The following is a 25,501-nucleotide window of genomic DNA, read 5'->3' as shown; positions in this document are numbered from 1 at the left end:
GCGCGCCGTTTTCCGGCGATCCATTCCTCGACAGCGGAGACATGTCATGCACCGCCCCACCTCGCTCGCCCTCGCCGCACTCCTCGCCGCCGGCGTGCTGGCCACGCCCGCCGCGGCGCAGGACCAGGCGCAGATCGAGACCTTCGAGACGCCGATCCTCGGCCAGCAGGGCGACGAGATCGGCCTCCTCGTCCTGCGCGGCGGGCCGAACGGCGTCGTCGGCCGCTTCACCATCGACCAGGGGCAGCTCGAGACGGGCTGGCACGCGGCGCATTTCCACCGCGTCGGCGACTGCTCGGACGCCCCCGACTTCCAGGCCTCGCAGGGCCACATCACCTCCGAGGGCGCCATGCACGGCCACCTCCACGCCGAGGGTCCGGAAGCCGGCGACCTGTCGAACTTCTACGTCGGCGAGAACGGCGCGGCCGTGACCGAGTTCGCGACGACGCTGGTCACCTTCGACGGCGATCCGGCGCTCTTCGACGAGGACGGCTCGGCGCTCGTGATCCACGTCAACCGCGACGACCACGTCACCCAGCCGATCGGCGGCGCCGGGGACCGCCTCGCCTGCGCGGTGATCCAGCGCCAGCAGTGAGGACGGCGCGTCAGAGCCGCAGCGCGACGTCGGGCGCCTCGCGCGGGTCGATCCATCGCCACCCGGGCATGGAGTTCCGGAACCAGGTCACCTGCCGCTTGGCGTAGGCCCGCGTGTCCGCCTGTCCCTTGGCGATCGCCTCGCCGAGGGACATCCGCCCGTTCAGATGGGCGATCAACCCCGGCACGCCGTGGGCGCGCATCACCGGCAGGAGCGGGTCCAGCCCGCGCGCGGCCAGAGCCCGCACCTCGTCCAGCGCGCCCTCGTCCATCATGGCGAGGAAGCGCGCGTCGATGCGCGCGCGGATCTCCGCGCGGTCGGGCGCGAGGAAGATCGTCTCCACCCCCTCCCCGGAGAGCGGGCCCGGCGCGCGGGCGTCCCAGAAATCCGAGATCGAGCGCCCTGTCGCGGCGTGCACCTCGAGCGCACGCATCACCCGCAGCCGGTCGGAGGGGCGAAGCCGCGCCGCGGCCGTCGGGTCGCACGCGCGCAGCCAGGCGTGCAGGTCGGCCGTCTCGCGGCCCTCGCATTCGGCCCGCACGCGAGCGCGGACCTCGTCCGGCACCGAGGGGATGTCGGAGAGGCCCTCGGTCAGCGCCTTGAAATAGAGCCCCGTGCCGCCGCAGAAAATCGGCAGCCGCCCTTCCGCCTCGACCTCCGCCAGCACCGCCGTGGCGTCCGCGAGCCAGCGCGCGACGGAATAGTTCACCGCCCCGTCCACATGGCCGTAGAGCCGGTGGGGGGCCGCCGCCTCCTCCTCCGGCTTCGGGCGCGCGGTGATCACCCGCAGGTCGCGGTAGACCTGCATGGAATCGGCGTTGACCACCACGCCGTTCGTCCGCCGGGCGACGTCGAGCGCCAGCGCCGACTTGCCGGATGCGGTCGGGCCTGCGATGAGAAGGGCCCTCACGGCCGTCAGTCCTCCATCTCCGAGCCTCCGCGGATCGCACGCCATGACACACGTCGCAACCCTGATCGCCGGCCACGACGCGCGCCTCGACGCCTCGACGGTGGAGCGGGCGCTGTCCGTCCTGCCCGGCGGCGCGGCGCGCACGCTGGCCGAGGGCGTCGCCGTCGACGTCGCCTTCTCGCCCGGCCCGTTGGAGGACCCGAACGTCGCACCGCTCGGCGAGGCGGTGCTCCTCTCCGACTACCGCAACGCCGTCGCCGACGCGATCGGCGCGGGCGAGGCCGGCATCGACGTCGTGGTGCAGCCGGCGGCGGGACGGCGCAAGAAGCTGTTCCTCGCCGACATGGATTCCACCATGATCGGCCAGGAATGCATCGACGAGCTGGCCGATTACGTCGGCCTCAAGCCCCAGGTCGCCGCCATCACCGAGCGCGCCATGCGGGGCGAGCTGCCCTTCGAGCCGGCCCTGCGCGAGCGCGTGGCGCTGCTCGCCGGCCTCTCCGAAACCATCGTGCCGGACATCGTCGCCGAGCGCATCGTGCTCACGCCCGGCGGCCGCGAGCTCGTGCGCACCATGCGCGCCAACGGCGCGTATGCCTGCCTCGTCTCCGGCGGCTTCACGCTGTTCACCGGCCCGATCTCGGCGATGATCGGCTTCGACGAGCACCGCTCGAACCTTCTCCTCGTGGAGGACGGCAAGCTCGTCGGCCGCGTCGCCGAGCCGATCCTCGGCCGCGCCGCCAAGTACGCGACCCTCGTCGAGCTGCGCGAGCGCTTCGGCCTCGGCGAGCACGAGACGATGGCCGTGGGCGACGGCGCCAACGACCTCGCCATGCTGGGCGAGGCGGGGCTGGGCGTCGCCTACCACGCCAAGCCGGCGGTGGCCGAAGCGGCGGCGGCGCGCATCGACCACGCGGACCTGACGGCGCTGCTCTACGTGCAGGGATACGCGGCGGACGAGATCGTGCGGGATTGATCCCGCCGGGCCTCACAACGCGTCGTGCATGCTCTTCGGCGCCCAGTCGTTGACGATGCGGCGGCGGCGGGCCTGGCGGCGCAGCACGGTCTTGAGCTTCGACTTCAGAAGGGCGATGTCGAAGGGCTTGAGCAGGAAGGCGTCGACGCCGGCGGCGTGGGCGGCCGTCACCTGCTCGAAAGTGATCGAGACCTCGGTGAGGATGAAGGCGATCTTGAACAATTCCTCATCGCTCTTCACCGTGCGCAGCACCTGCAGGCCGTCCACCGGCTCGAGGTCGAGGTCGCAGACGATCAGGCCGTAATTGCCGTTGCGGATCATCTCGATGCCCTCGACGCCGGAGGGCGTGACGTCGACCTCGGCGAAGCCGAGGCGCGCGAAGATCTCGGCCACGAGCCGGCCGATCTTGGCGTTGTCGTCGATGATCAGGACTGCGGGAAACGGATCGTCGGACATCAGAACGCTCCCGTCCGCAGGCGCTTCGTGCGGCGCGTCGTCATGTCAGGGCCTCGATGCCGCGCTTGGCGAGCAGGTTCTGCTGAAGCGCGAGGATGCAGGCGTGAACGAGACTCGGCTTGGGCGTGCCGCGCGTGAACGCGTCGTCGAGCGCGAACTTGTCGAGGATGTCCTGGGTGATCAGGTTGCGATCGAGGAGCTCGAGCGAAGGCAGGAGCTCGCGACGCGGGATCTCGCGCCATTCGACGATGCGCACCTCCTTGTGCCGGTTATCGGCGGCGATTCGGCGGAAGGTGCCGTTGAGCGCGTCGCGATCGCCCTCCAGCATGTGGCAGAACCAGCCCCTGTCGAGCACCAGGATAGAGGTGATCAGGGCGAACTCGTTCTGCCTGCGGCTCGCGCGAACGAGCTTGTCGAGCTGGTCGTCGCGCAGAAGCGCGTCGCGGTCGAGCGCGCAGCGGCTGAAATAGATGATCCGGCTGAGGCTGGAACGGTTGAGCATGGGGCCTTCGCGTCAGGTTCGGCCCCACGCTCTCAAAGCGGCGATAATAATCCGTAAAGCCCGTGGCTTAAGGGCATTGAACGCGATAGAGCCGCCCGTCGCGACCGCGGGCCGTGCAGTTGGCCGGCGTCGTCTCCGCGCCAATGATCGCGCCCGCGGCGCCGCCGAGCACGCCGCCGACCAGGGCGCCGCCGGCCGTGTTCGTCGCAGCCGCGCCGATCACAGCGCCGGTGCCGGCGCCGATCGCGCCGCCGGCGAGCGCGCGGTCGGTGCGCGAGTTGGGGCTGCAGGCGCCGAGCACGAGAGCGAGCGCGGCGCAGGCGAGAAGGGTCGTCTTCATCTGGCGTCTCCGGTCGCGGCGCCGTAGCGCGCCGCGCCGATACGTTTTCAGAAGAGCGTGGCCGTTTCAACCCGCACTTTCCCCGAGCCGTCCCGCTCGCGCACGCCCCCGAGAGGCGGCGCTACATCCGGAACACGCCGAAGCGGGTCTGCGGGATCGGCGCGTTCAGCGTGGCGGCGAGCGCCAGCGCCAGCACGCGTCGGGTCTCGGAGGGCAGGATCACGCCGTCGTCCCACAGACGCGCGGTGGCGTGGTAGGGCGAGCCCTCGGCCTCGTACTTGTCGCGGATCGGGGCCTTGAAAGCCTCCTCCTCCTCCGCCGACCAGGCCTTGCCCTCGGCCTCGATGTTGTCGCGCCGCACGGTCGCGAGCACGCTCGCGGCCTGCTCGCCGCCCATCACCGAGATGCGCGCGTTCGGCCACATGAACAGGAAGCGCGGGGAATAGGCCCGCCCGCACATGCCGTAATTGCCGGCGCCGAAGGAGCCGCCGACGATGAGGGTGAGCTTGGGCACCTGCGCGCAGGCGACGGCCGTGACGAGCTTCGCCCCGTCCTTGGCGATGCCGCCGGCCTCGTACTCGCGGCCCACCATGAAGCCGGTGATGTTCTGCAGGAAGAGCAGCGGCACGCCGCGCTGGCAGCACAGCTCGACGAAATGCGCGCCCTTCTGCGCGCTCTCGGAGAACAGGATGCCGTTGTTGCCGATGACCCCCACCGGCATCCCGTGGATGCGCGCGAAACCGGTGATCAGCGTCGTGCCGTAGAGGCGCTTGAACTCGTCGAACTCCGAGCCGTCGACGAGGCGGGCGATCACCTCGCGGATGTCGTACTGCTTCTTGAGGTCGGTGGGGACGACGGCGTCGAGCTCGGCCTCGTCGTAGGCGGGCTCGACGGGGTCGGTCAGCGCGAGGTCGACGCGCTTCACCGTGTTCAGGTTCGCGACGATGCGTCGGACGATGGCGAGCGCGTGCGCGTCGTCGGTGGCGTAATGGTCGGCGACGCCGGAGAGGCGGGCGTGCACGTCCGCCCCGCCGAGATCCTCGGCCGAGACCACTTCGCCCGTCGCGGCCTTCACCAGCGGCGGGCCGCCGAGGAAGATCGTGCCCTGGCGGCGCACGATCACGGTCTCGTCCGACATGGCCGGCACGTAGGCGCCGCCGGCGGTGCAGGAGCCCATCACGCAGGCGATCTGCGGGATGCCCATGCCCGACATCGTGGCCTGGTTGTAGAAGATGCGCCCGAAATGCTCGCGGTCGGGGAAGACCTCGGTCTGGTGGGGCAGATTCGCGCCGCCCGAATCGACGAGGTAGATGCAGGGCAGGCGGTTCTCCCTGGCGATCTCCTGGGCGCGCAGATGCTTCTTCACCGTCATCGGGTAGTAGGTGCCGCCCTTGATGGTCGAGTCGTTGCACACGATCATGCATTCGCGGCCCGACACCCGGCCGATGCCCGCGATCAGCCCGGCGGAATGAATCGCGTCCTCGTACATGCCGAAGGCGGCGAGCGCGCCGATCTCGAGGAAGGGCGCGCCGGGATCGAGGAGGCGCATCACGCGCTCGCGCGGGAGCAGCTTGCCGCGGGCGAGGTGCCGCTCGCGCGCCTTGGCCGGCCCGCCCTCCGCCACCTCCGCCCGGCGCGCCGCGAGCTCGTCCGCGAGCGCGGCCCAGGCGGCGCGGTTCTCCTGCGCCTGCGGGGAGGAGAGATCGATCTGCGAGGCGATGACGGGCACGGGAGAGGCCTCCGGGACGCGGTGACGACCCGTGGGTTATGCGGCAGGCCCGCGCGGATCACAAGCGGGAGAGGAGCGCGCGAGGCGCTTGCGGCGGGGGCCGGCCGGGGGCAGCGTCGGCGGCATGATCCGTCTCGCCTTCGCGCTCGCGCTTCTCGCCAGCGTCCCCGCCCCCGCCCTCGCCCAGGCCCCCGGCCCGGAGGACCGCATCCCGCATTCCGCAGTCGCCACCGGCGGGCGCGACGTCGCCCGCGCCTGGCTCGCCGAGCCGACGACGCGCTACGCCCACGGAGTCTTGGGCGACGCGATCGAGGCGGGCGCGCTCGTCGTCGAGACGCGCGGCGGGGAGCGGCTGATCCACCGGCTGCCCGAACGCTTCGTCTTCGAGGACCTGACGCCGCGCCTCGCCGATCTCGACGGCGACGGCCGCGACGAGGTGATCGTGGTGCGCGCCGATGCGCGGCTCGGCGCGGCGCTCGTCGTCTACGGCGTCGAGGGCGGGGCGCTCGTGCAGGAGGCGGCGAGCGAGCCGATCGGGCGGGCGAACCGCTGGCTCAACCCGATCGGCGCCGCCGATCTCGACGGTGACGGGGCGATGGAGGTCGCCTGGATCGAGACGCCGCATATCGGCGGCGTCCTGCGCGTCGCCAGCTGGCGCGACGGCCGGCTCGTCCCGCGCGACGCGCTGCGCGGCGTGTCGAACCACGCGCTCGGCGCGACCGCCCTCGGGCTCCACGCCCTCGTCGACCGGGACGGCGACGGGACCCCGGACATCGTGGCGCCCGTCCAGGCCCGCGACGCGCTCGTCGTGGTGGATTTCCGCGGCGGCCGGCTGGTCGAGGCCGAGCGGATCGCGCTGCCCGGGCGGGTCGCGGGGGACATCCGGGTGGAGGGCCGGAGCCTCGTCGTACCGACGGATCGAGGCGCCGTCGCCGTCCCGCTCGCGACGGGGGAGCGCGGCTGACCCGGCGCGCCGCGCCGACCCCGGCCTTGCCCACGCTCGCGCGACGGGGTATCGCGTCGCGCTCCAATCACGACGCGCGGACGGGCGGCGACACCATGGCCAAGGCCGACAAGACGACTGGCAAGACGGGCGGCAAGACCGGCGAGACCAAGGCGGACCGGCTGAAGGCGCGGGTGCCGCGCGGCTTCGCCGATCGCGGCCCGGGCGAGCTCGCCGCCGCCGAGCGGATGCTCGCCGCGATCCGGGAGGTCTACGAGCTCTACGGCTTCGAGGCGGTGGAGACGCCGCTCGTGGAGTACACCGACGCGCTCGGCAAGTTCCTGCCCGACGAGGACCGGCCGAACGAGGGCGTGTTCTCCTTCCAGGACGAGGACGAGCAGTGGCTCTCGCTGCGCTACGACCTCACCGCCCCGCTCGCGCGTTACGTCTCGGAGAATTTCGAGGCGCTGCCGAAGCCCTACCGCTCCTACAGGTCGGGCTGGGTGCTCCGCAACGAGAAGCCCGGCCCGGGGCGCTTCCGCCAGTTCATGCAGTTCGACGCCGACACGGTGGGCGCCGCCTCCGCCGCCGCGGACGCCGAGATCTGCATGATGGCCGCCGACACCCTCGACCGGCTGGGGCTCGCCGGCCAGTACGTCGTCAAGGTCAATAACCGCAAGGTCCTCGACGGGGTGATGGAGGCGATCGGGCTGTCCGGCGAGGCCGAGGCCGGGCGCCGCCTCACCGTCCTGCGCGCCGTCGACAAGCTCGACAAGGTCGGCGTCGCGGGCGTGCGCGACCTCCTCGGCGCAGGGCGCATGGACCCGAGCGGGGACTTCACCAAGGGCGCGGGGCTCTCGGCCGAGCAGGCCGAGCGCGTGATCGCCTTCAGCGAGGCGAAGCGCGAGACGCTGGAGGCGACCTTCGCCGCGCTCGAGGCGGTGGTCGCCGGCTCCGAGAAGGGGCTCGCCGGCGTCGCCGAGCTGCGCGAGATCGCGGCGCTCGTCGAAGCCGGCGACTACGCGGAGCGCGTCCAGATCGACCCCTCCGTCGTGCGCGGGCTCGAATACTATACCGGCCCGGTCTTCGAGGCGGAGCTGACCTTCCCCGTGACCAACGAGGACGGCGTGCCGGTCCGCTTCGGCTCGATCGGCGGCGGCGGGCGCTACGACGGGCTGGTCGGGCGTTTCCGCGCCGAACCGGTGCCGGCCACGGGCTTCTCGATCGGCGTCTCGCGGCTGCTCTCGGCCTTGCGCCTCGTGAACAGCCCGATCCTGGCGCAGGCCGAGCCGCAGGCGCCGGTGATCGTGCTCGTCATGGACCGCGACCGCGTGGCCGACTACCAGCGCCTCGTGGCGACGCTGCGCGGGGCTGGCGTGCGCGCCGAGATGTATCTCGGCTCGGCCGGGATGAAGGCGCAGATGAAGTACGCCGACCGTCGCCGCAGCCCCTGCGTGATCATCCAGGGATCGGACGAGCGCGAGCGCGGCGAGGTGCAGATCAAGGACCTGATCGAGGGCGCCAAGGCCTCGACCGAGATCGAGACCCACGAGGAATGGAAGGCCGCCCGCCCGGCGCAGTTCTCGGTGCCCGTGGAGGGGATGGTCGAGGCCGTGCGCGAGGTGCTCGCGCGGCACCGGTGAGGCGAGCGGCCGTCAGGCCACCCGCGCGGCCTCGCCCTCGATCTTGTCGAGCGCGTCCGCCACCGCATCGAAGGTCAGCAGCGTCGAGGCGTGGCGGGCCTTGAAGTCCCGCACGGGCTCGAGCACGGCGCACTCGGCCCACTCGCCTTCCGGCGGAGGGCCGTTCTCCTTGAGCATCCGGCGCATGCTCTCGCGCACGGCTCGCAGCGCGTCGGGCGTCGCGCCGACCACGTGGCGGGCCATGATCGAGGAGGCGGCCTGGCCGAGCGCGCAGGCCTTCACCTCGTGGGCGAAGTCCGCCACCTTGCCGTCCTCCACCACGAGATCGACCGTCACCGTCGAGCCGCAGAGCTTCGAGCGCACGGTGGCGCTCGCCTGCGGCGCGGGGAGGCGTCCGAGGCGGGGAATGTCCGCCGCGAGCTCGAGGATGCGCTTGTTGTAGATGTCGTCCAGCATCGGTCCGTCCGGGTCTCGCCCGCTTTCACCCGGCAATATAGGGGGAATGCGGGCTCGCGGGTAGCGCGCCGGAGGCTCGCGGCGACGCCGATGCGGCTATGCGCCGCGACACGCATCCGACGGGAGACATTCCCCGTAAGCCGGACGGTTCCAGAGCGGGAGGCGCCACATGGATGCCGTGGTTAAGACCTTGTCCGCGCGTGTTGATGAGCACGTCGCCGGCGAGACCAGAACGATAACGCGCCCGAGCCGGGAAGAGGCCGAGGCGGCAGTGCGCACCCTCATCGCGTTCGCCGGGGACGATCCCGACCGCGAGGGGCTGCTCGAGACGCCCAAGCGCGTCGCCAAGGCCTATGCCGAGCTGTTCTCCGGCTACGGCGAGGATGCGGGCGCGGTGCTCGCCAAGGTCTTCGAGGACGTCGAGGGCTACGGCGACATGGTGCTGGTGCGCGACATCCCGTTCCATTCGCATTGCGAGCACCACATGGTGCCCTTCGTCGGCTCGGCGCATATCGCCTATTTCCCGTCGAAGGGCGTGGTCGGTCTCTCGAAGCTCGCGCGCGTGGTCGACGTCTTCGCGCGGCGCCTGCAGACGCAGGAGACCATGACCCAGCAGATCGCCGACGCCATCGACGACGCGCTCCAGCCCCGCGGCATCGCGGTGCTGATCGAGGCCGAGCACATGTGCATGTCCATGCGCGGCGTACGCAAGACCGGCGCCTCGACGGTGACGACGGTCTTCACCGGCCTCTTCCGCGAGGAGCCGGCCGAGCAGGCCAGGTTCTTCACGCAGGTGCGGCTGGGGAAGTGACGTGAGGGGCGGGCGGCGCTCGCGCTCTTCTGGACACCGGCGACCGTGATGCTTTCCTTCCCTGTCCGACAGGGAAGGAAACGCTGTGGCGCGCCCGACGAGCACCTTGCCCGAGAGCGGGGAGACCGCCTCACGCGGCGACGCTACCACTCCCACTCCGACTCGTCCCAGTCATAGGCGCCGCTGCCGGAAGCAGCCGGCGCATCCTCGCCGTCGGTCGCCGCCTTCGCGAAGGCCTCGTCCCAGCCCTCGCGCGGACCGCGCCGGGGGCCGAGCACGATCGTGCCGCCCGTCACGTGCATCTCGATCTCCTCTCCGAAGCCGCATCGCGCGACGACGTCTCTCGGCAGCTCGACGCCCAACGAGCTGCCGATCTCGACGAGCTTCACGATCATGACCGGGTCCTCCGTTGCGATCACAACGAAAGCAGCGAGATCGACGTGTCAATGCCGGAACCGGACATCAGGCGAACGACTCTTGACTCGCCCCCCGTGCTCGCGCCTGCTGCGCCCGGCTCCCGATCAGAAGACCCGAGCGTCATGGACACCACGGATTTCCCCACCCTCACCGACAAGACCGCCCTCGAGGAGGGCGACGTCCTCGCCCCGCGCTTCGGGGCCGACGGGCTCGTCACGGCGCTCGCGGTGGATGCGGATACGGGCGAGATCCTCATGCTCGCGCACATGAACGCGGACGCTCTGGCGAAGACGCTGGAGACGGGCGAGGCCTGGTACTGGTCGCGCTCGCGCGGGGAGCTCTGGCACAAGGGCGCGACCTCCGGGCAGATCCAGACGATCGTCGAGATCCGCACCGATTGCGACCAGGACGCCCTCCTGCTGCGCGTGCGCGTCGCGGGCGACGGCGGCTGCTGCCACACGGGGCGGCGCTCCTGCTTCTATCGCCGCGTCGTGCCGGGAGAGGCCGGGCCGCGCCTCGCGCCGGCCGCCGAGGACGCGAAAATACGAGGCGGCTGAGCCACGCATTTTCGAAGATGGCGCGCATCATTCCCCACCTTCGCCGCGTTGTTCAGGTCTCCTTCACGAGACGAGGGAGAGGATGGGCGACGGCGGTGAGGAGTTTCGCGCCATGTTGTTCGGGGATCTGGCGAGGCGGGCTTTGGGAGGCGCTGCGATGAGCGAGCCGACGACGCTCGGAGCCGAGGCCGGGGCGCTCGCCCAGGCCCAGGCCCAGGCCCAGGCCCAGGCCCACGCCCCCGCCGCCGCCGCGGACGCCGCCGCCCCCGTCGCGACCGATCTCGCCGGCGCGCCGCCGTCGCCGCCCGAAGCCGAGCCGCCGGAGGGTCCGCCCAAGCCGCAGCGCGCGAAGAACCGCCTCAAGATCGGCCTCGCGCTCGGCGGCGGCGCCGCGCGCGGCTGGTCGCATATCGGCGTCCTGCGCGTCCTCGCCGAGGCGGGGATCGAGCCCGACGTCATCGCCGGGTCGTCCATCGGCGCGGTGGTCGGCGGCTGCTACGCGGCGGGCAAGCTCGACGACGTCGAGCGCTTCGCCCGCGACCTGACCAAGCGCCGGGTGCTCGGCCTGCTCGATTTCCATATCGGCGCCTCCGGGCTCATCGCCGGGCATCGGCTGAAGAAGCTGCTCGAGGTCGATCTCGGGTCTCTGCGCATCGAGGACCTGCCCAAGACCTTCGCCGCCATCGCCACCGAGCTCGGCACCGGCCACGAGGTCTGGCTGACCAAGGGCCCGCTCGTGCAGGCGGTCAACGCCTCCTACGCGCTGCCGGGGATCATCGACCCCGTGCGCATCCGCGGCCGGCTCTTGATGGACGGCGCGCTGATCAATCCCGTGCCGGTGACGACGGCGCGCGCGCTCGGGGCCGACATCGTGGTCTGCGTCAATCTCAACGGCGATCTCAGGCTGCGCGGCACCACGATCCAGTCGCTCGAGCCGCATCCGGGGGACGAGGAGGAGGACGAGCTCGTCGAGGCGGTGATCGAGGAGCCGCGGCGGTGGGGCCTGTTCGGCCCCGTGCGCGGCGCCGCCGATCGCGTGCGCGGGCGCCCGCCCAAGCCGCGGATCGGGCCCGGCGTCGCGAGCGTGATGATCGACGCCTTCAACATCACTCAGGACCGGATCTCCCGCTCGCGCCTCGCCGGCGACCCGCCGGACCTGATGATCGCGCCGAAGCTCGGCGCCATCGGGCTGTTCGAGTTCCACCGCGCGGCGGAGACCATCGATCTCGGCGCCCAGGCGGCGCGGCGGGTGCTGCCGGACCTGCAGGAGCTGCTGCAGGAGGCCGAGCGGCAGCTCGTGCCGTGAGGGCGGCTCGCGCCGCGATCAGCGCCGCGCGAGCCGCACCCGGGCGACCTTCAGCCCCGCGAGGACGACGACCCCGTAGACGAGCCCTCCCGCGGCGGCGAGGAGCGCGAGGTGCGCCTCCGCCTCCAGCGCCGGCAGGCGCGCGGCGAAGGCGGCCGCGGGGTCGCGCAGGGCGAAGACCGCGAGCGCCAGCAGGATCGTGCCGGCGAGGCTCACCGCCAGCGCCTTGCCGAGCGTCGCGTTCGGCGCCGTCCAGCCGCGCCGCCAGGCGAGGCCGAAGAGGAGGCCCACGTTCACCCAGGCGCCGATCGCGGTGGCGATGGCGAGGCCCGGCGCGCCCAGCGGCTCGGTCAGCAGGATCTTGAAGACGACGTTGACCGCCACCCCGGTGAGCGAGGCGATCACGGGCGTCGTCGTGTCGGAGCGGGCGTGGAAGCTCGCGAGCCCGGCGCGGATCAGCACCACGGCGGGCAGCGCCGTCGCATAGGCCGCGAGCACCGCGCCCGCCGCCGCGGCGTCCGCCGCCGTGAAGGCGCCGCGGCCGAAGAGGGCGAGCATGATCAGGTCGGGGATCGCCACGAAGGCCGCCGCGCAGGGCAAGGCCAGCGCCAGCACGAGGCCGACCGCGCGGTTCTGCGCGGCGTGCGCGCCGGCGACGTCCCCCTCCGCGATGCGCCGGCTCATCTCCGGCAGCAGCACGGTGCCCGCGGCGATGCCGATGACGCCGACGGGAAGCTGGTAGAGCCGGTCGGCGTAGTAGAGCGAGGACACCGCGCCGGCTGGCAGCAGCGAGGCGAGGATCGTGTCCGCGAACATGGCGATCTGCACGCCGGCGGAGCCGATCAGGGCGGGGCCGAGCGTCCTGAAGAACTTGCGCACGTCCGGATCGAGCTTCGGCCGGGAGAGCTTCGGCGCGAGGCCCTTGCGCGCCGCGTCCCACCAGACGAGCAGGAGCTCCAGCACGCCCGCGACCGCCACGCCCCAGGCGGCGGCGTGGCCGGCGGTGGGGAAGAAGGCCGCCAGCAGCAGCCCCGCGATCAGCGAGACGTTGAGCAGGATCGGCGCGCCCGCGGCCGCCGCGAAGCGGTCGTGCGCGTTCAGCACCGCCGAGAAGAGCGTCACCAGGGTGACGAAGAGCAGATAGGGGAAGGTGATCCGCGTCAGCGCCACCGCGAGATCGTAGCGCACGGGGTCGTCGACGAAGCCCGGCGCGAGGAGGCCGACGAGCTGCGGCATGAAGGCCAAAGCCGCGGCGAGCACCAGGAGCTGCGTCGCGAGAACCAGCGCGGTGATCCGCCCCGCGAAGATCCGCGCGTCGCCGTCGCCGCGGGCGGCGCGGGCCTGGGCGTAGGTCGGGATGAAGGCCGCGTTGAAGGCGCCCTCGCCGAAGATGGCGCGGAAATGGTTCGGCAGGCGAAGCGCCACCACGAAGGCGTCCGTGATCGGCCCGGCGCCGAGGATCGCCGCCATGGTGACGTCGCGCGCGAAGCCCGTGACGCGGGAGACCAGGGTCCAGCCGCCGACCGAGACGATCTTCTTGAACATGGGATGACGCCGCTCCTGCCGCACCGATCTAGCCCGAGTGCGGCGCGCTGTCATGCGCCTCCGCGCTCAGGCGATGCGCCCGAGGCGGAGCGCGAGCGGCCAGCGGACGAGCTTCTCCGCCTCCGGGTCGCCCCAGGCGTCGGCGAGGGCCTCCCGGAAGCGGGCGAGCGGCGCCTCTCCGTGGGCGGCGCGCAATCCCTTCAGCGCCGACCAGGTGTCGACGTAGCCGAGAAGGCCCGCGAGCGGCAGCCGCGCCTCGATGGCGAGCGGCGGGGGCGCGATCCCCGGGAAGGGGAACGGCAGGGTGGCATAGCCGGCCTCGACATGGGCGCGCTCCGGCGGCCAGTAGGGCCCGGCGACGTCGTGGTAGAAGCGCGCGAAGACGAGCCCCGCTTCCGCGTCCTCGGGCAGGTCCATGATTCCGTAGGCGACGAGGGCGACGGCGGCGCCCGGCCTCGCCGCGCGCCGGGCCTCCGCGTAGAAGGCCGGCAGGTCGAACCAGTGCGCCGCCTGGGCGGCGACGACGAGATCGACGCTCCCGGCCGCGACGCCCGTCGCCTCCGCGGGCGCGACCCTATAGGTGACCTGCGCATGGGGAGCGGCGCGCGCGATCTGCTCGGCGCTGGCGTCGGTGGCGATCACACGCGAGAACACCCGCGCGAGGCGCGTCGAGAGCTGGCCCGTGCCGCAGCCGACGTCGAGCGCGAGGTCGCGGCCCGGCGCGATCGCGGCGAGCGCGTCGACGAGCGCGTCCGGATAGGTCGGCCGGAAGGCGGCATAGGCGGCGGAGCTCGCCGAGAAATGGTCCTTGAACGCGCTCATTCGGTGGGTCTCCTCACGCTCCGCGGTCGCGACGGCACAGCCGACCGGCGTCGAGGCGCCGACGCACGTCACCCCCGCGTCGCTTCCCGCACCACCTCGCCCACGAACCGCCCGCAGGCCTCGAGCTCGCTGCGCTCGATCCACTCGTTCGCCTGGTGCGCCTGGGCGATGTCGCCGGGGCCGATCACCACGGTGGGGATGCCGGCGAGCTCGGAGAACAGGCCGGCCTCTGTGCCGTAGGCGACCTTGGAATGCTCGTTCCTCCCGGCGAGGCGCTTGGCCAGCGTCACCACCTCCGCCTCCGGCGCGGTGTCGAGGCCGGGGAAGCCGGCATAGACGTCGAAGGAGAAGCCGGCCTGCGGGTCCACCGCCTGCATCCGCGGCTCCAGCGCCTCGCGGGCGTGGGCCTCGATCTCGGCGAGGAGCGCGTCCGGATCGTCGGCGCCGATGGCGCGGACCTCGAACAGGATCTCGGCGCGGTCCGAGACGATGTTGAGCGCCGTGCCGCCCTTCAGCACGCCGACATGGGCGGTGGAGAACGGCACGTCGTAGAGGCCGTCCCGCGCACCCCCGGCGGCGAGGCGGTCGGCGACGGCACGGATCTTCGCCACCAGGAGCGCCGCGAACTCGACCGCGTTGACGCCCTGCGGCGCCAGCGAGGAATGCACCGTGTGGCCGCGCACCGTCACCGCTACCGAGCGCTTGCCCTTGTGGCCGACGACGACGCCCATGCGCGTCGGCTCGCCGACGAAGCAGGCGAGCGGGCGCACGGGCTTCTCCTGCAGCCGCGCCACGAGCCCGCGCGCGCCGACGCAGCCCACCTCCTCGTCGTAGGAGAAGGCGAGGTGGATCGGGCGCTTCAGGTCGGCCCGCGCCATCGCGGGCGCCGCCGCGAGGCAGACGGCGAGAAAGCCCTTCATGTCGCAGGCCCCGCGGCCGTAGAGGCGCCCGTTCTTCTCGGTCAGCGCGAAGGGGTCGCTCTCCCAGGCCTGGCCGTCGACGGGCACGACGTCGGTATGGCCGGACAGCACGTAGCCGGGGACGTCGGCGGGGCCGATCGTCGCCCAGAGATTGGCCTTGGCGCCGGTCGCGTCGGGCACGCGCTCGAGCGCGAAGCCGAGGGGCCGCAGCACGCCCTCGATATGGTCGACGATGGGAAGGTTCGAGTTGCGGCTCGTCGTGTCGAAGGCGACGAGGTCTCTCAGATGCGCGACGATGCGGTCGCTGTCCATGAACTGCCTCCTGGCGCCGCTCGGCGGAGCGGCGGATGTTGCGGCCGGACTCGCGGCGCCCGGCTCTCTCGGTGTCCGGTCGCGCCCCGCGACCCCGCGGATCAGTCCGCCGGGACGAGGGACATCTGCTCGGTGCGTACGAAATCGACGAAGCGGCGCGCCACCGGCAGGTTTCCGCCGACGGCGGGGAAGAGGAAGGACGATTCGTAATCGATCTGCGGCATGAACGGCCTGAAGGCGATCTTCGCGCCGGTGACGTAGGCGATCGGGAACGGGTTCACGACGGCGATGCCGAGCCCGGCGCGCACCATCTCGGTGAGGAACTGGATCGTGCCCGATTCGAGCACGGTGCGCGGCTCGATGCCGTAATCGGAGAAGGCGCGCTCGAGCCGGGCGCGCGCGGAGAAGCGGCGCGTCACCTGGATCAGCGGCGTCTCGCCGATGTCGGCGGGGGTCACCGTGTCCTTGGCCGCGAGCGGGTGGTCCGCGGGCATCATCACGTGCGCCACCGACTGGCGAAAGGCCTCGGCGCGCACGCCGAAATGGGAGGCCGGCACGTCGACGACGCCGAGATCCGCGGTGCCGTCCGCCACCGCGTTCACGGCGTCGCTGGAGCGGCCGATCTCCATCTGGATGCGCGCGTCGGGCTCGACCGTGAGGAAGCGCACGACGAGGGGCGCGAGGAAGGTATGCGCGATCGTCGGCGGCGCGAGCACGCGCAGAACCGTCCCCGTCGATCGCACGTCCGGCCAGTCGGAGAGCCGCTCGAGCGCGGCGAAGATCGGGGCCGCCTCGGCGTCCAGCGCGAACGCGTCCGCCGTGGGGACGAGGCGTCCGCCGTCGCGCAGGAACAGCTCGCGGCCGAGCCGCGCCTCCAGGGCGCCGATCGCCCGCGAGACCGCAGGTTGCGAGACCCCGAGTCGCTGGGCCGCCGCCGTGGTCTTGCGCGTGGTGATCACGGCGTGGAGCACCTCGAGCTCCCGGACGCTGGGCCTAGAGGAACGGCCACTTTCGTCGCCGCTATCCGTCTCGCGCATTTGACTATTACCGTATTTGATGCGGTTGCATATCGACAATGCCGGAGCGGAATATTAGCGTGGCCCCAGCGGCGATCAAGCCCGGCTGGCGCGGCCTACAGGTCGCGGCCCGGCATCGGCACGAACGCCCGAAACATGCCTCCGAGGGCCGGACCACACGGCCCGGGCGAGGCGACCAGAGGAGACGAAACGCAATGAAGAAGACGGCCAAGAGCCTCGCGGTCGCGAGCCTCCCGCTGGCGATGATCCTGGCGACGCCCGCGTTCGCCGAGGACCTCACCATCGGCCTCGCGTCCGAGCCGACCTCGATCGACCCGCATTTCCACAATCTGGGTCCGAACAACCAGCTGCGGATGCACATCTTCGAGGGGCTGACGCAGTCCGACGAGGCGCAGCGCACGGTGCCTTCGCTCGCCACCGAGTGGGAGGTCGTCGACGACAACACCTGGCGCTTCGAGCTGCGCGAGGGCGTCACCTTCTCCGACGGCACGCCGTTCGACGCGACCGACGTGGTCTACACGATCTGCCGCGTGCCGACCGTCGAGAACTCGCCCTCCTCCTTCGTGGGCTTCCTCTCGGGCATCTCGCAGATCGAGATCGAGGATCCGCACACGATGATCTTCCGCACCGACGCCCCGGTGCCGCTCCTGCCGACCAACCTCGCCAACGTCGGCATCCTCTCGGCCGAGAATTACGGCGGCGAGAACGTCGTGTTCAACGGCGGCGCCTGCGACGACCTCGGCACCCCGCCCCAGGCGACGGACTTCGACGATCCGTCGGTGGCGGTCGGAACCGGGCCCTACGTGCTCGAGGACTTCGCCCGCGGCGACGCCATCACGCTGGCGGCCAACGAGAGCTACTGGGGCGGCGCGCCGACCTGGGACACGGTCGTCATGCGCCCGATCGCCAACGAGGGCGCGCGCGTCGCGGCGCTGCTCGCCGGCGACGTCGACGTGATCGAGACGCCTCCGATCCAGGACTTCGACCGCATCCGTCAGGAGGGCAACCAGATCGCCCAGGGCCTGTCGAACCGCGTGATCTATCTCCACCTCGACCAGAACCCGGAAGAGGGCCACGTCCCGCCGGGCGTCGAGGGCACCGACGGCGAGAACCCCTTCACGGACGTGCGCGTCCGCGAGGCGATCTCGAAGGCCATCGACCGCCAGGCCATCACCGACCGCATCATGGGCGGGCTCTCCGTCCCGGCCGGCGATCTCCTGCCCTACCCGATGTTCGGCGCCCGCGAGGACACGCCGATCGAGGGCTACGATCCCGACCGCGCCCGCGAGCTGCTGGCCGAGGCCGGGTACGAGAACGGCTTCTCCATGGTGCTCTCGGCCCCGAACGACCGCTACATGAACGACGAGCTCATCGCCCAGGCGGTGGCGCAGATGCTGGCCCGCGTCGGCGTGCGCACCAGCGTCGACGCCATGACGCGCTCGACCTTCTTCTCGCGTCGCAACGAGTACGCGTTCGGCATGTGGCTCGCGGGCTGGGGCGCCTCCACGGGCGAGATCTCGAGCCCGCTGATCGCGCTCGTCGCCACCCGCGACCCGGACACGGGCATGGGCGCGACGAACCGTCAGCGCTACTCGAACCCCGAGATCGACCAGGTCGTGATGGAGGCCACGCAGACCGTCGACCCGCAGGCGCGCGAGGCGCTGCTGCAGCAGGCGGCCGAGATGGCCATGGCCGACTACGCCACGATCCCGATCCACTTCGAGGTGACGCCCTGGGCCTTCCGCGAGGGCCTGTCGCTGACCCCGCGCGCGGATCAGTACACGCTGGCGACGGAAGTCGAGCCGCAGAGCTGACCGCGTCGCAACGCGCGGGCGGCGGCCTTCGACACGCCGCCGCCCCCTTCTCCTTCGACGCGACGCGCCGGACGGCGCGCCGCGTCCCGCGCCATTGAACGAGCGCCCGAGCCCGAGCCACCATGCTGGTCTACCTCATCCGCCGCATCGGCCAGTCGCTTCTCGTCATCGCCGTGATGGCGTGCCTGGTCTTCCTCGCCGTCTACGCCGTGGGCGACCCCGTCGCGATTCTCGCCAATCCGGAAGCCAGCGAGGAGGAGATGGCCGCCATCGCGTCCCGCCTCGGCCTCGACCGACCGATCTGGGAGCAGTTCTTCATCTTCATCTGGAACGCGCTCCAGGGCGATCTCGGCACCTCCTTCGTCTATTCCGATCCCGCCCTCGAGGTGATCCTGGAGCGGCTGCCGGCGACGATGGAGCTCGCCCTCGTGGCGCTGATCCTGTCGATCCTGATGGGCGTGCCGCTCGGCGTGATCGCAGGCCTCAAGCCGGATTCGTTCGTGGGCCGCACCATCATGTCGACCTCGATCCTCGGCTTCTCGCTGCCGAACTTCTGGATCGGGCTGATGCTGATCCTCTTCTTCGCGGTGGAGCTGCGCTGGCTGCCGGCGAGCGGGCGCGGGGACACGGTCGAGGTGCTGGGCATGCACCTGTCGATGTTCACCTGGGACGGGCTGCGGCATCTGCTGCTGCCGGCCTTCACGCTCGCCCTCTACAAGGCCTCCCTCGTCATCCGCATCGCCCAGGCGGGCACGCGCGAGGTGATGCTGCAGGACTACGTGCGCTTCGCCCGGGCCAAGGGCCTGTCCTCGCGGCGCATCGTCATGGTGCACGTGCTCAAGAACATGATGATCCCCGTCGTCACCGTGCTCGGCCTCGAGCTCGGCTCGATGATCGCCTTCGCCGTGGTGACGGAGACCGTCTTCGCCTATCCGGGGATGGGCAAGCTCCTGATCGACTCCATCAACCGCCTCGACCGGCCCATCATCGTCGCCTACCTGATGATGACGGTCTTCATCTTCGTGATCATCAATCTCGTGGTCGATCTGCTCTACGCGGCGATCGACCCGCGCGTGCGCCTCTCCGAGGCGAAGGGCTGAGGACGCGGGACATGACGGATCTCTCCCCCCACGCCGCCGCGAAGCCCCTCGCCGGCCCCGCCGCGGGCATGCCCGCCTCCCCGCCCCCGCCCGCGCCCGAGAAGGGCGAGAGCCTGCTGCGCCGGCACGTCTCGTCGTTCTTCGAGAGCTGGACCGCCATCATCGGGCTCGTCGTGCTGGTGCTCGCCGTCGCCGCGGCCGTCTTCGCGCCCTGGTTCGCGCCGCAGGACCCCTACGACCTCGCCACGCTCTCCATCCTCGACAACATGCTGCCTCCCGGCGAGACCTTCGGCATGGGGCAGACCGCCTGGCTCGGAACCGACGACCAGGGCCGCGACATGCTCTCGGCGATCCTCTACGGACTGCGCGTCTCGCTCACCGTGGGCGCCTCCTCGGTGCTGATCGCGGCCGTGATCGGCGCCTCGCTCGGCGTGCTCGCGGCCTATGCCGGCGGGCGGGTCGAGAGCATCGTCATGCGCATCGTCGACCTGCAGCTGTCCTTCCCGGCGATCCTGGTGGCGCTGGTGCTGCTCGCCGTGTTCGGCCGGGGCGTCGACAAGGTGGTGATCGCGCTGATCGTGGTGCAATGGGCCTATTACGCCCGTACCGTGCGCGGCTCGGCGCTCGTCGAGAAGCGGCGCGAATACATCGAGGCGGCGCGCTGCCTCGCCCTGCCGCGGCGGCGCATCGTCTTCCGCCATCTCCTGCCGAACTGCATCCCGCCGCTCATCGTGGTGGCGACGGTGCAGATCGCCAACGCCATCGCGCTCGAATCGACGCTCTCCTTCCTCGGCGTCGGCGTCCCCGTCACGGAGCCCTCCCTCGGCATGCTCATCGCCAACGGCTACGGCTACCTGCTCTCCGGCAAGTACTGGATCTCGACCTTCCCCGGCGTCGCGCTCGTGATCGTCATCGTCGCCATCAACCTCGTCGGCGACCGGCTGCGCGACGTGCTCAACCCGAGGCTCGCGAAATGACGACGCCCGTTCTCGACGTCCGCGACCTCGTCGTCACCTTCGGCACCCGCGACGGCCTCGTCACCGCCGTCGACGGCGTCTCCTTCACCGTCGAGGCGGGCGAGGTGATGGGCCTCGTCGGCGAATCCGGCTCGGGCAAGTCCGTCACCGGGCTCGCCGTGCTCGGGCTGATCGACCCGCCCGGGCGCATCGCGGCGGGCTCGATCAAGGTGCGGGGCGAGGAGCTCGTCGGCAAGCCGGAGAAGGCGCTCCGAAAGATCCGCGGCAAGGACGTCGCGATGATCTTCCAGGATCCGATGACGACCTTGAACCCGGTCCTGCGCATCGACACGCAGATGATCGAGGCGATCCGCGCCCACGAGAAGGTCTCCGAGAAGGCCGCGCGCGACCGCGCCCGCGATGCGCTCGCCAAGGTCGGCATCCCCTCTCCCGAGGAGCGGCTCTCCGGCTATCCGAACCAGTTCTCGGGGGGCATGCGCCAGCGCGTGGCCATCGCCACCGCGCTCCTCAACCGGCCCGGCGTCCTCGTCGCCGACGAGCCGACGACGGCGCTCGACGTCACCATCCAGGCGCAGATCCTCTCCGAGGTGCAGACGCTCTGCGCCGAGACCGGCACGGCGCTCGTCTGGATCACGCACGACCTCTCCGTCGTCGCCGGCCTCGCCGACAAGGTGGCCGTGATGTATGCCGGGCGCATCGTCGAGGAGGGCCCGGTCGCCGACGTGCTGGAGCGGCCGATCCACCCCTATACCGCGGGGCTGATCGGCTCGGTGCCGAGCCGCAACAAGCGCGGCCAGCCGCTGGCGCAGATCCCCGGCATGACGCCGCAGCTCGCCAAGCTGCCGCCGGGCTGTCCCTTCGCCCCGCGCTGCGGCTACGCGACCGAGATCTGCCGCGCCGACCGGCCGCAGCGCACGCCCTATCCGGGCGCCCGCGCCGCGCGCTGCCACAATCCGCTCAACGTCCCCGCCGCCGATCCCGAGCGGGAGCTCGCGCCGTGAGCCGCCAGTCATGACCGACGACATCACCTCCCCCTCCGCGAAGCCGATCCTGTCGCTCTCGCACGTCCACAAGCGCTTCGTGAAGTCGCTCGACGCGGCCGAGCGCGTGGCGAACCTGTTCGGCGCGGGCCTGCGCGAGCAGGTGGTGCGCGCCGTCGACGACGTCTCGCTCGACGTCGCGCCGGGCGAGGTCGTGGGCCTCGTCGGCGAATCGGGCTGCGGCAAGTCCACGCTCGGCCGGATCATGGCCGGCATCCTCGACCCCTCGGACGGCGTGGTGCGCTTCGAGGGCGAGGACGTCGCCAAGATGAGCCCGGCCGCGCGCCGCAAGGCGGATCTCGCCGTGCAGATGATCTTCCAGGACCCGGCCGCCTCGCTCAACCCGCGCATGCGCGTCGTCGAGATCATCGGCGAGGCGCCGGTGGTGCACGGGCTGGTCGCCGAAAGGGACGTCGACGCCTATGTCTGCGGGCTGATGGAGAAGGTCGGCCTCGACCCGGCGACGCGCCGGCGCTACCCGCACCAGTTCTCCGGAGGCCAGCGGGCGCGCATCAACATCGCCCGGGCGCTCGCGGTGCAGCCGCGGGTGCTCGTCTGCGACGAGTCGACCGCGGCGCTCGACGTCTCGATCCAGGCGCAGGTGCTCAATCTCTTCCTGGAGCTTCGGCGCGATTTGAACCTCACCTACGTCTTCGTCAGCCACGATCTCGGCGTGATCGAGCACATCGCCGACCGGGTGGCGGTGATGTATCTCGGCCGCATCGTCGAGCTGGCGAAGACGGACGACGTCTTCACGGCGCCGAACCATCCCTATACGGAGGCGCTGCTCGAGGAGGTGCCGCGGCTCGAGGCGAGGAAGCGCGCCTTCACGGCGCTCAAGGGCGAGATCCCCTCCCCGCTCGCGCCGCCGCCGGGCTGCCATTTTCACCCCCGCTGCCCGCACGCCTTCGCCCGCTGCTCGGTCGACCGCCCGGCGCTGAAGGCCATCGCCGACGCGCGGCTCTCGGCCTGCCACCTGAACGACGAAGCCGCCACGCGCCCCGGAAGGGCGATGCCGCAGGAGGCGGTGGCGGCGCAAGTGTGAGGGTCAGCCGTTCCCGTCGGCAGGGACGAAGGTGACCTCTAGGCGTCCGCCGAGCGCGCGCGCGGCTTCGTCGAGACGCTCGAGCTTGGTGCGGTGGTTCGGATCGAGAATGCGCCGCACTTCGCCCTCGTGGACGTGCAGCCGGTCGGCAAGAGCCACACGCGTCATGCCGGCGCGCTGAAACGCCTCGTAGACAGCGACCTTCGCGGCCATTTCCGCGGGCGGAGAAATCGCGCGCGCACCCGTGACGTCCTGCGACGGCTGCGGGATATCCTCCTGGTCACGCATGCGCCCGCGCAACGCTTCGCGCAGACAGTCCTGAGCCTGTTCGAGAGCGTCTTCTTCCGACCTCCCGAAGGTTATCGCCTCCGGAAGATCGGGAAACGTGACGATGATTTCGCCGTCTTCCCCGTTTTCGAACAGGGCGGGGAAAACATAGCGCGCCGGAGCTTGGATCAACTGCATCTCACTTCTTTGTCAGACAAAAATCAAACGGCGTCCGGTGGAAGGCCAAGTTTCTTCAAAATAAGCTTCATGTAAGTCTTCGAAAGCTCTCCGTGTTTTTCAATATGCTTATTCTTGCCAACATATACTGTACCGTGGCTACCCTTACCCTCGCCCTTGATCCAATCGTAGTCCACGCCTTGATCCTTACAAATACCCTTAATTAAACGCAAAAATTGTTCCCTCTTCATAAAAGATCCTCCATGCAATCATAGACTATCTCCCTCTGGGCTGCTCGATTGATGTCGTAGCCGCGCAATGATACGAACAAAAAAGTGCGATGTCAACCAATTCGTACAATTTTGTTCGCAACACACCGGCAAGCCCGCCGCCTCACCACTCGTCCCGAAGCAGCTGCTGACAGGCGAGGCCATCAGGCTCGCCGGGACCCCAGATCCCGAACGCCTCGTCGAGCGGCCTCGGTTTCGGACGCCCCGCGATCACCCTCGCGATCGCCTCCCGGATCAGCGCCTCGCGTGTCGTGCCCCGCTCGCGCGCGAGGGCGTCCAGCGCCGCGATCGTCTCCACGGGCAGGTCCAGCTCCACACGCATGCATCGTCCTCCCTCGCAGGAGGACACCATAGCACGCTCAGGCCGCGCTCGCGGGCGCCTCCACCTGGCGGAACACCGGCTCCATCTCCTCGAGCTCGGGGAGCGGGATGTGGCAGGCGATGCGGTGGCCGTCGGGGCGGGAATGGACCGGTGGGCGCTCCGCGTCGCAGATCGCGCCGAGCTTGCGCGGGCAGCGCGTGGCGAAGGGGCAGCCCTTGGGCGGGTCGAGGGGGCTCGGCAGCGCGCCCTCCAGCACGATCTTCGTCTTCTCGATGGTGGGATCCGCCACCGGTACGGCCGAGAGCAGCGCCTCGGTATAGGGGTGATAGGGCGGCTCGAACACGTCGACGGTGCGGCCCTGCTCCATGACCTGGCCGAGATACATCACCACCACCCGGTCGGCGAGGTAGCGCACGAGCGACAGGTCGTGGCTGATGAAGAGCAGCGTCGTGTCGTTGTCGCGCTGGATGTCCATCAGGAGCTGCGTCACCGCCGCCTGGACCGAGACGTCGAGCGCCGAGACCGGCTCGTCGGCGACGACGACGCTCGGGTTCCCGGCGAAGGCGCGGGCGATGCCGATGCGCTGCTTCTGCCCGCCCGAGAGCTGGCGCGGCATGCGCTTGGCGAAGTCCCGCGGCAGTTTGACGAGGTCGAGCAGCTCGTAGACCCGCGCCCAGATCTTCTGATGGTCGCTCTCCACGCCGAACTTCTTGATCACCCGCGCGATCTGCCCGCCCACCGACTGGCTGGGGTTGAGCGTGTCGTTCGGGTTCTGGAAGATCATCTGCAGGTTGGCGACCTGCTCCTTGCGCCGCGTCGTCACCGGCGCTCCCGCGACGTCCTCGCCCTCGAAGCGGATGGCGCCGTCCGTCGCCGTCTCGAGGCCCATCAGCACCTTGGCGAAGGTGGATTTGCCGCAGCCGCTCTCGCCGACGATCGCGACCGTCTGCCCGCGTCGGGCCTTGAACGAGATCTCCTCGTTGGCCTTGACGAATCGCACCGAGCGGCCCTGCAGCATCGCCATCAGGGAACGGTCGTAGACCGGATAGTATTTCTGCATGTCGGCGACCTCGAGCACGACGTCGCCGCCCTCCTGCGCGGCATCGCCGCCGGCGCGCTTGCGCCGCTTCCTCACGGGCTCCATGGCGTCGAGCCGCAGGCAACGGGCGCGGTGGCCGGAGGCGGGCGCCTCGTCGTGATCGGAAGCGTCGCGCATGGGCACCTGGCCCTCGTCGCACAGGCCACCTTCGAACAGCCCGCAGCGCGGCCCGAAATTGCAGCCTCGCGGACGCTGATGCGGCAGCGGCAACTGCCCGGGAATGGCGGTGAGCGGCCGGGCGTGCTTGTCCGCCGCCGGGACCGGAATGCAGCCGAACAGCCCGCGCGTGTAGGGATGGCGCATGGCGGTGAAGACGTCCTCCACGGCGCCCTCCTCCACCACCTCGCCGGAATACATCACCGCGACCCGGTCGCAGACCTCGCGCACGAGGCCGAGATTGTGGCTGATGAACAGGATGGCGGTGCCGTACTTGCGCTTGATCTCGCCGATCAGCTCGACGATCCCCGCCTCGACGGTGACGTCGAGCGCCGTCGTCGGCTCGTCGAGCAGCAGCAGCGAGGGGTTGGCGAGCAGCGCCATGGCGATGACGACGCGCTGCTGCTGCCCGCCGGAGAGCTGGTGCGGGTAGGCGGCGAGGGTGCGCTCGGGATCGGGTAGGCGCACGTCGGCGAGAATCTCGGTGGCCTTGGCGAGGGCCTCCTCCTCCGAGAGGCCGTGATGCACGGTGGAGACCTCGGCGAGCTGGGCGCCGACCGTGAGCGAGGGGTTGAGCGCCGCGAAGGGCTCCTGGTAGACCATCGCGATCTCGTTGCCGCGCACCGCGCGCAGCTCCTCCTCCGACATGGCGAGCATGTCGCGGCCCTTGAAGCGCATGCGGCCGGCCGCGATCCGGCCGTTGCGGCCCATATAGCGCATGATGGCGTTCGCCACCGTCGACTTGCCGCAGCCGCTCTCGCCGACGAGCGCCACCGATTCCCCGGCGCGGATCGTCAGGTCGAAGTCGAGCACCGCGGGGATCTCGCCCGCACGGGTGACGTAGGAGATGGCGAGCCCCTCGATCTCGAGCACGGGCTCGGCGGCCGGGACGGCTTCGATGTCGGGCCGGACGCCCTGCGAGGAGGTCTCGTGCATC

27 protein-coding genes are annotated in these 25,501 nt (G+C 71.0%); 12 read left to right on the top strand and 15 right to left on the bottom strand.

All coding sequences use genetic code 11. From position 1 onward, the window contains the following. The first annotated feature begins 46 nt into the window (after window positions 1-46). Window positions 47-595 (top strand): superoxide dismutase family protein, encoded by a 549-nt coding sequence (locus tag ABL310_RS08840; RefSeq protein WP_349371309.1) that lies wholly within the window; start codon window positions 47-49, stop codon window positions 593-595. A gap of 10 nt (window positions 596-605) precedes the next feature. Here ABL310_RS08840 and miaA read toward each other — a convergent pair whose 3' ends face one another. Then, the gene (gene miaA, locus ABL310_RS08835; protein WP_349371308.1) at window positions 606-1,550 is read right to left on the bottom strand and encodes a tRNA (adenosine(37)-N6)-dimethylallyltransferase MiaA; all 945 of its coding nucleotides are present in this window, start codon (window positions 1,548-1,550) and stop codon (window positions 606-608) included. Between miaA and serB the strand changes: the two genes are divergently transcribed. Then, window positions 1,549-2,481 (top strand): phosphoserine phosphatase SerB, encoded by a 933-nt coding sequence (gene serB / locus ABL310_RS08830; RefSeq protein WP_349371307.1) that lies wholly within the window; start codon window positions 1,549-1,551, stop codon window positions 2,479-2,481. The two genes, miaA and serB, sit on opposite strands and share 2 nt — an antisense overlap. Window positions 2,482-2,493: 12 nt before the next feature. Here serB and ABL310_RS08825 read toward each other — a convergent pair whose 3' ends face one another. From ABL310_RS08825 to ABL310_RS08810, 4 genes are all read right to left on the bottom strand, one after another. Then, a complete protein-coding gene (locus tag ABL310_RS08825) occupies window positions 2,494-2,937 on the bottom strand; it encodes a response regulator (RefSeq protein ID WP_349371306.1) in 444 nt (147 codons plus the stop codon). Window positions 2,938-2,977: 40 nt separating this feature from the next. Next, a complete protein-coding gene (locus tag ABL310_RS08820; RefSeq protein WP_349371305.1) occupies window positions 2,978-3,439 on the bottom strand; it encodes a BLUF domain-containing protein in 462 nt (153 codons plus the stop codon). Between the two features lie 67 nt (window positions 3,440-3,506). Next, window positions 3,507-3,779 carry a bacteriocin gene (locus ABL310_RS08815; RefSeq protein WP_349371304.1) on the bottom strand — a complete coding sequence of 91 codons (273 nt, stop codon included), beginning with the start codon at window positions 3,777-3,779 and terminating at the stop codon, window positions 3,507-3,509. Between the two features lie 121 nt (window positions 3,780-3,900). Next, window positions 3,901-5,508 carry a carboxyl transferase domain-containing protein gene (locus ABL310_RS08810; protein ID WP_349371303.1) on the bottom strand — a complete coding sequence of 536 codons (1,608 nt, stop codon included), beginning with the start codon at window positions 5,506-5,508 and terminating at the stop codon, window positions 3,901-3,903. 124 nt (window positions 5,509-5,632) lie between these two features. On the opposite strand from ABL310_RS08810, the gene ABL310_RS08805 reads away from it, so the two are divergent. Both ABL310_RS08805 and hisS read left to right on the top strand, forming a co-directional pair. After that, window positions 5,633-6,472, top strand: a complete 840-nt coding sequence (locus tag ABL310_RS08805) for a VCBS repeat-containing protein (protein ID WP_349371302.1) — start codon at window positions 5,633-5,635, stop codon at window positions 6,470-6,472. Between the two features lie 95 nt (window positions 6,473-6,567). Beyond that, window positions 6,568-8,094 carry a histidine--tRNA ligase gene (gene hisS, locus ABL310_RS08800; protein ID WP_349371301.1) on the top strand — a complete coding sequence of 509 codons (1,527 nt, stop codon included), beginning with the start codon at window positions 6,568-6,570 and terminating at the stop codon, window positions 8,092-8,094. Window positions 8,095-8,106: 12 nt separating this feature from the next. On the opposite strand, the gene ABL310_RS08795 is transcribed toward hisS, so the two are convergent. Continuing rightward, entirely contained in the window at window positions 8,107-8,550 is a 444-nt protein-coding gene (locus ABL310_RS08795; RefSeq protein WP_349371300.1) for an iron-sulfur cluster assembly scaffold protein, read from the bottom strand. 169 nt (window positions 8,551-8,719) lie between these two features. Between ABL310_RS08795 and folE the strand changes: the two genes are divergently transcribed. Further along, window positions 8,720-9,361 (top strand): GTP cyclohydrolase I FolE, encoded by a 642-nt coding sequence (folE, locus tag ABL310_RS08790; protein ID WP_349371299.1) that lies wholly within the window; start codon window positions 8,720-8,722, stop codon window positions 9,359-9,361. A gap of 143 nt (window positions 9,362-9,504) precedes the next feature. Here the strand turns inward: folE and ABL310_RS08785 are convergent, their stop codons facing one another. After that, on the bottom strand, window positions 9,505-9,756 hold the full coding sequence (locus ABL310_RS08785) for an AbrB/MazE/SpoVT family DNA-binding domain-containing protein (protein WP_349371298.1): 252 nt from the start codon (window positions 9,754-9,756) through the stop codon (window positions 9,505-9,507). A 144-nt stretch (window positions 9,757-9,900) separates the two neighbouring features. Between ABL310_RS08785 and hisI the strand changes: the two genes are divergently transcribed. Beyond that, window positions 9,901-10,335 (top strand): phosphoribosyl-AMP cyclohydrolase, encoded by a 435-nt coding sequence (gene hisI, locus ABL310_RS08780; RefSeq protein WP_349371297.1) that lies wholly within the window; start codon window positions 9,901-9,903, stop codon window positions 10,333-10,335. Between the two features lie 157 nt (window positions 10,336-10,492). Continuing rightward, window positions 10,493-11,641: a patatin-like phospholipase family protein gene (locus ABL310_RS08775; protein WP_349371296.1), complete on the top strand. Its 1,149-nt coding sequence runs from the start codon at window positions 10,493-10,495 to the stop codon at window positions 11,639-11,641. Between the two features lie 18 nt (window positions 11,642-11,659). On the opposite strand, the gene murJ is transcribed toward ABL310_RS08775, so the two are convergent. From murJ to ABL310_RS08755, 4 genes are all read right to left on the bottom strand, one after another. Further along, window positions 11,660-13,186: a murein biosynthesis integral membrane protein MurJ gene (murJ, locus tag ABL310_RS08770; protein WP_349371295.1), complete on the bottom strand. Its 1,527-nt coding sequence runs from the start codon at window positions 13,184-13,186 to the stop codon at window positions 11,660-11,662. Window positions 13,187-13,252: 66 nt separating this feature from the next. Next, window positions 13,253-14,008 (bottom strand): class I SAM-dependent methyltransferase, encoded by a 756-nt coding sequence (locus ABL310_RS08765; RefSeq protein ID WP_349371294.1) that lies wholly within the window; start codon window positions 14,006-14,008, stop codon window positions 13,253-13,255. A 68-nt stretch (window positions 14,009-14,076) separates the two neighbouring features. Further along, entirely contained in the window at window positions 14,077-15,240 is a 1,164-nt protein-coding gene (gene argE / locus ABL310_RS08760) for an acetylornithine deacetylase (RefSeq protein ID WP_349371293.1), read from the bottom strand. Window positions 15,241-15,341: 101 nt separating this feature from the next. Beyond that, window positions 15,342-16,211 (bottom strand): LysR family transcriptional regulator, encoded by an 870-nt coding sequence (locus tag ABL310_RS08755; RefSeq protein WP_349371292.1) that lies wholly within the window; start codon window positions 16,209-16,211, stop codon window positions 15,342-15,344. Window positions 16,212-16,471: 260 nt separating this feature from the next. Between ABL310_RS08755 and ABL310_RS08750 the strand changes: the two genes are divergently transcribed. From ABL310_RS08750 to ABL310_RS08730, 5 genes are all read left to right on the top strand, one after another. Beyond that, complete coding sequence (locus ABL310_RS08750) at window positions 16,472-18,091, top strand: ABC transporter substrate-binding protein (protein WP_349371291.1); 1,620 nt, start codon at window positions 16,472-16,474, stop codon at window positions 18,089-18,091. A gap of 122 nt (window positions 18,092-18,213) precedes the next feature. After that, on the top strand, window positions 18,214-19,191 hold the full coding sequence (locus ABL310_RS08745) for an ABC transporter permease (RefSeq protein ID WP_349371290.1): 978 nt from the start codon (window positions 18,214-18,216) through the stop codon (window positions 19,189-19,191). A gap of 11 nt (window positions 19,192-19,202) precedes the next feature. Beyond that, window positions 19,203-20,168 carry an ABC transporter permease gene (locus ABL310_RS08740; protein ID WP_349371289.1) on the top strand — a complete coding sequence of 322 codons (966 nt, stop codon included), beginning with the start codon at window positions 19,203-19,205 and terminating at the stop codon, window positions 20,166-20,168. After that, the gene (locus ABL310_RS08735) at window positions 20,165-21,169 is read left to right on the top strand and encodes an ABC transporter ATP-binding protein (RefSeq protein WP_349371288.1); all 1,005 of its coding nucleotides are present in this window, start codon (window positions 20,165-20,167) and stop codon (window positions 21,167-21,169) included. The genes ABL310_RS08740 and ABL310_RS08735 overlap by 4 nt, the downstream gene beginning before the upstream one ends. Window positions 21,170-21,179: 10 nt before the next feature. Next, the gene (locus ABL310_RS08730; protein WP_349371287.1) at window positions 21,180-22,253 is read left to right on the top strand and encodes an ABC transporter ATP-binding protein; all 1,074 of its coding nucleotides are present in this window, start codon (window positions 21,180-21,182) and stop codon (window positions 22,251-22,253) included. A 3-nt stretch (window positions 22,254-22,256) separates the two neighbouring features. On the opposite strand, the gene ABL310_RS08725 is transcribed toward ABL310_RS08730, so the two are convergent. The 4 genes from ABL310_RS08725 to ABL310_RS08710 form a co-directional block, all read right to left on the bottom strand. After that, window positions 22,257-22,718, bottom strand: a complete 462-nt coding sequence (locus ABL310_RS08725) for a type II toxin-antitoxin system HicB family antitoxin (protein WP_349371286.1) — start codon at window positions 22,716-22,718, stop codon at window positions 22,257-22,259. A gap of 23 nt (window positions 22,719-22,741) precedes the next feature. Then, window positions 22,742-22,894, bottom strand: a complete 153-nt coding sequence (locus ABL310_RS08720; RefSeq protein ID WP_349371285.1) for a hypothetical protein — start codon at window positions 22,892-22,894, stop codon at window positions 22,742-22,744. 196 nt (window positions 22,895-23,090) lie between these two features. Next, window positions 23,091-23,309, bottom strand: a complete 219-nt coding sequence (locus ABL310_RS08715; protein WP_349371284.1) for a CopG family transcriptional regulator — start codon at window positions 23,307-23,309, stop codon at window positions 23,091-23,093. A gap of 37 nt (window positions 23,310-23,346) precedes the next feature. After that, window positions 23,347-25,500: an ABC transporter ATP-binding protein gene (locus ABL310_RS08710; protein ID WP_349371283.1), complete on the bottom strand. Its 2,154-nt coding sequence runs from the start codon at window positions 25,498-25,500 to the stop codon at window positions 23,347-23,349. Window position 25,501: the final 1 nt, after the last annotated feature.

This window comes from Salinarimonas sp. (genome assembly GCF_040111675.1).
In the GTDB taxonomy this organism is placed as follows: Bacteria; Pseudomonadota; Alphaproteobacteria; order Rhizobiales; family Beijerinckiaceae; genus Salinarimonas.
The sequence above is the reverse complement of the archived record's forward strand: the minus strand, read 5'-3'. Positions and strand labels throughout refer to the sequence as shown.

Excerpts from the sequence above, each read along its gene's own strand:
- ABL310_RS08840 (WP_349371309.1), top strand. The coding sequence starts at position 47 with ATGCACCGCCCCACCTCGCTCGCCCTCGCCGCACTCCTCGCCGCCGGC.
- serB (WP_349371307.1), top strand. The coding sequence starts at position 1,549 with ATGACACACGTCGCAACCCTGATCGCCGGCCACGACGCGCGCCTCGAC.
- miaA (WP_349371308.1), bottom strand. The coding sequence starts at position 1,550 with ATGGCGTGCGATCCGCGGAGGCTCGGAGATGGAGGACTGACGGCCGTG.
- ABL310_RS08825 (WP_349371306.1), bottom strand. The coding sequence starts at position 2,937 with ATGTCCGACGATCCGTTTCCCGCAGTCCTGATCATCGACGACAACGCC.
- ABL310_RS08820 (WP_349371305.1), bottom strand. The coding sequence starts at position 3,439 with ATGCTCAACCGTTCCAGCCTCAGCCGGATCATCTATTTCAGCCGCTGC.
- ABL310_RS08815 (WP_349371304.1), bottom strand. The coding sequence starts at position 3,779 with ATGAAGACGACCCTTCTCGCCTGCGCCGCGCTCGCTCTCGTGCTCGGC.
- ABL310_RS08805 (WP_349371302.1), top strand. The coding sequence starts at position 5,633 with ATGATCCGTCTCGCCTTCGCGCTCGCGCTTCTCGCCAGCGTCCCCGCC.
- hisS (WP_349371301.1), top strand. The coding sequence starts at position 6,568 with ATGGCCAAGGCCGACAAGACGACTGGCAAGACGGGCGGCAAGACCGGC.
- ABL310_RS08795 (WP_349371300.1), bottom strand. The coding sequence starts at position 8,550 with ATGCTGGACGACATCTACAACAAGCGCATCCTCGAGCTCGCGGCGGAC.
- folE (WP_349371299.1), top strand. The coding sequence starts at position 8,720 with ATGGATGCCGTGGTTAAGACCTTGTCCGCGCGTGTTGATGAGCACGTC.
- ABL310_RS08785 (WP_349371298.1), bottom strand. The coding sequence starts at position 9,756 with ATGATCGTGAAGCTCGTCGAGATCGGCAGCTCGTTGGGCGTCGAGCTG.
- hisI (WP_349371297.1), top strand. The coding sequence starts at position 9,901 with ATGGACACCACGGATTTCCCCACCCTCACCGACAAGACCGCCCTCGAG.
- ABL310_RS08775 (WP_349371296.1), top strand. The coding sequence starts at position 10,493 with ATGAGCGAGCCGACGACGCTCGGAGCCGAGGCCGGGGCGCTCGCCCAG.
- murJ (WP_349371295.1), bottom strand. The coding sequence starts at position 13,186 with ATGTTCAAGAAGATCGTCTCGGTCGGCGGCTGGACCCTGGTCTCCCGC.
- ABL310_RS08765 (WP_349371294.1), bottom strand. The coding sequence starts at position 14,008 with ATGAGCGCGTTCAAGGACCATTTCTCGGCGAGCTCCGCCGCCTATGCC.
- argE (WP_349371293.1), bottom strand. The coding sequence starts at position 15,240 with ATGGACAGCGACCGCATCGTCGCGCATCTGAGAGACCTCGTCGCCTTC.
- ABL310_RS08750 (WP_349371291.1), top strand. The coding sequence starts at position 16,472 with ATGAAGAAGACGGCCAAGAGCCTCGCGGTCGCGAGCCTCCCGCTGGCG.
- ABL310_RS08745 (WP_349371290.1), top strand. The coding sequence starts at position 18,214 with ATGCTGGTCTACCTCATCCGCCGCATCGGCCAGTCGCTTCTCGTCATC.
- ABL310_RS08740 (WP_349371289.1), top strand. The coding sequence starts at position 19,203 with ATGACGGATCTCTCCCCCCACGCCGCCGCGAAGCCCCTCGCCGGCCCC.
- ABL310_RS08735 (WP_349371288.1), top strand. The coding sequence starts at position 20,165 with ATGACGACGCCCGTTCTCGACGTCCGCGACCTCGTCGTCACCTTCGGC.
- ABL310_RS08730 (WP_349371287.1), top strand. The coding sequence starts at position 21,180 with ATGACCGACGACATCACCTCCCCCTCCGCGAAGCCGATCCTGTCGCTC.
- ABL310_RS08725 (WP_349371286.1), bottom strand. The coding sequence starts at position 22,718 with ATGCAGTTGATCCAAGCTCCGGCGCGCTATGTTTTCCCCGCCCTGTTC.
- ABL310_RS08715 (WP_349371284.1), bottom strand. The coding sequence starts at position 23,309 with ATGCGTGTGGAGCTGGACCTGCCCGTGGAGACGATCGCGGCGCTGGAC.
- ABL310_RS08710 (WP_349371283.1), bottom strand. The coding sequence starts at position 25,500 with ATGCACGAGACCTCCTCGCAGGGCGTCCGGCCCGACATCGAAGCCGTC.